4 protein-coding genes are annotated in these 1885 nt (G+C 34.7%); all 4 read right to left on the bottom strand.

Annotated features, from left to right (window positions below):
- Positions 1 to 284: 284 nt before the first annotated feature.
- Entirely contained in the window at positions 285 to 542 is a 258-nt protein-coding gene (locus tag V7659_RS25865) for an aspartyl-phosphate phosphatase Spo0E family protein (protein WP_283876462.1), read from the bottom strand.
- A 446-nt stretch (positions 543 to 988) separates the two neighbouring features.
- Positions 989 to 1270, bottom strand: a complete 282-nt coding sequence (locus V7659_RS25870; protein WP_335542972.1) for a hypothetical protein — start codon at positions 1268 to 1270, stop codon at positions 989 to 991.
- 10 nt (positions 1271 to 1280) lie between these two features.
- Positions 1281 to 1670 (bottom strand): hypothetical protein, encoded by a 390-nt coding sequence (locus V7659_RS25875; RefSeq protein ID WP_335542973.1) that lies wholly within the window; start codon positions 1668 to 1670, stop codon positions 1281 to 1283.
- Between the two features lie 17 nt (positions 1671 to 1687).
- The coding region (locus tag V7659_RS25880) for a DUF2089 family protein (protein WP_335542974.1) at positions 1688 to 1885 on the bottom strand (198 nt) is incomplete at its 5' end.

Raw genomic sequence — 1885 nt, forward strand, 5'->3', positions numbered from 1 at the left:
AGACACATGTAAATATGTTTTCTAATTCGCTTTTTTTGGGTGGGCAGAACCCTCTTCAGTTAAAAAGAAGGATAAACTGAAATTTTTTTGTGAAACATAGGGATGGTTCTAGTGGCTTTTTTGTAATTGCCAAAGCCCCTATTTCACCCACCTAAAAAGCCTTTGATTAAAAATAGACAAAAAAGAGAGAATGCCATGTGCATTCTCTCTAAATTATTAACGAATCCAAACACATTTAGAAATGTTAATTAAAGGACTTAAGTGGAGGTATACCACTATTGCAATTAAATTAAAAAGTATTTGTAAGGCAGCAATAAAATCCTAAATACGTGTTCTCTTAGTAAAGAGTAATAGTCATCGTGATGATTAATAGGTTTAGAATGTTTATTGTCCGATAATATCCTATTATAATCGTTAAGAAGTTTGTCTAGTTCTTGGCTGCAATAGATGGTTTCTTCATTTTGAAGTCCTTTTGTCATTCCTAATTTAATCATTTCGTTTTTTTTCTCTTTAATAGCAGCTTCACATAGGTCAAGTCTCATTACCGATAACACCTCGTAAACTTTTAGTAAAACTTTCCGTAAATTTAATATCTAATAGAATTAAAATGAATTATAGCATTTATTAACTGATATGGAATAGATTCGATAAAACAAGATAAAAGGAGACAAAAATAGACGAGGCTTTCAGTTTTTCGACAAAAGGGTCTGTTTAACTCATTCATTTGGTAGTTTCTAAAGAGTTGAAGGACTTTAAGACTAAAAGGTGCAAAGTGTTCAATGACTAATAGGTAGATAGTAAGCTAGACTTTTAAAAAAACGAGTTTCTTCTATTATAAATTCGATAACGCTTACGAACTGATGAATTAATCCCACCGTTTGGCTGATGTAAATTCCGGTACAATGTCACCACCCGATAAGGAAATGCAATGCTCTTTACATGAGTTCAATAAAAAAGCCGGTCAGTGACCGGTGTATTCTATAAAACATTATAATCTAATCCTAACCTCAGTACCGTCCTTAGCTTTGACATCTACGAGTACGAGTCCTTTATGATTTTTCAGTTCTTCAATGATTGGCTTTAGCAGTTTTTTGTCTATTTGTGGAATGGTAATGTCTAGTTGTTTTCTTTCGAAGTGCTCTTTTGTCCATTTGTTTGCCTGTTGATGAATAAATTTTGAAGATAAAATGGAAATACCGAAGTTTAAAATGGCATATGGAATGGGGAACGTGAGCCGAATGTCTTTTGCTTTTACTTTTACATGCAGCATAAGCAACTCACTATTCAATGATGACAGAAACGGTATCTCCGTTTGCCGATTTAACATCCACAATTTGGCCATCTAATTCATTTTCGATTGCTTCGATAATAAGGTGGATGTCGAGATCCTTTACATACTTTTCTGACTGAGGAATACTCGATGCGATGCTGTGTCCAGCCATTAATACTGCCTTGATAAGTTTTACGGGCAAATTGACCGTGACATTATCATTTTCTGCTGATACGACACGAACTTTTAATGTCTTTTCTAAATATTTCGTTGGTTTTTCTACTAGCTTACTTCCTGCTTCTTCTTTCTCTTTTAATACTTGGATCAGTTCTGAGCCCTTACCGGCATCAATTTTCCCCTCTTGGACCATGGTTAATACTTTTGCAATTTCCTCTTTCATGGTAAATTCCTCCCTATTCATTCATCTTTTAAGAGCTTTATGGCTTCTTCAGGAGTGATTTCGCCATTTTCCAACATGGCGACAACCTTTTTCTCGTCTACCTCATTTTTCTTCTTTTGCACATATCCAAGGGCTGAAATGATGTCATTTAGTTTACCTCGAACGGTTGGGTAGGAAATCCCCAATTCCTTTTCAACTTCCTTGATACTTCCTCT

This window comes from Neobacillus drentensis, assembly GCF_036966985.1.
Classification (GTDB): domain Bacteria; phylum Bacillota; class Bacilli; order Bacillales; family Cytobacillaceae; genus Neobacillus; species Neobacillus drentensis_E.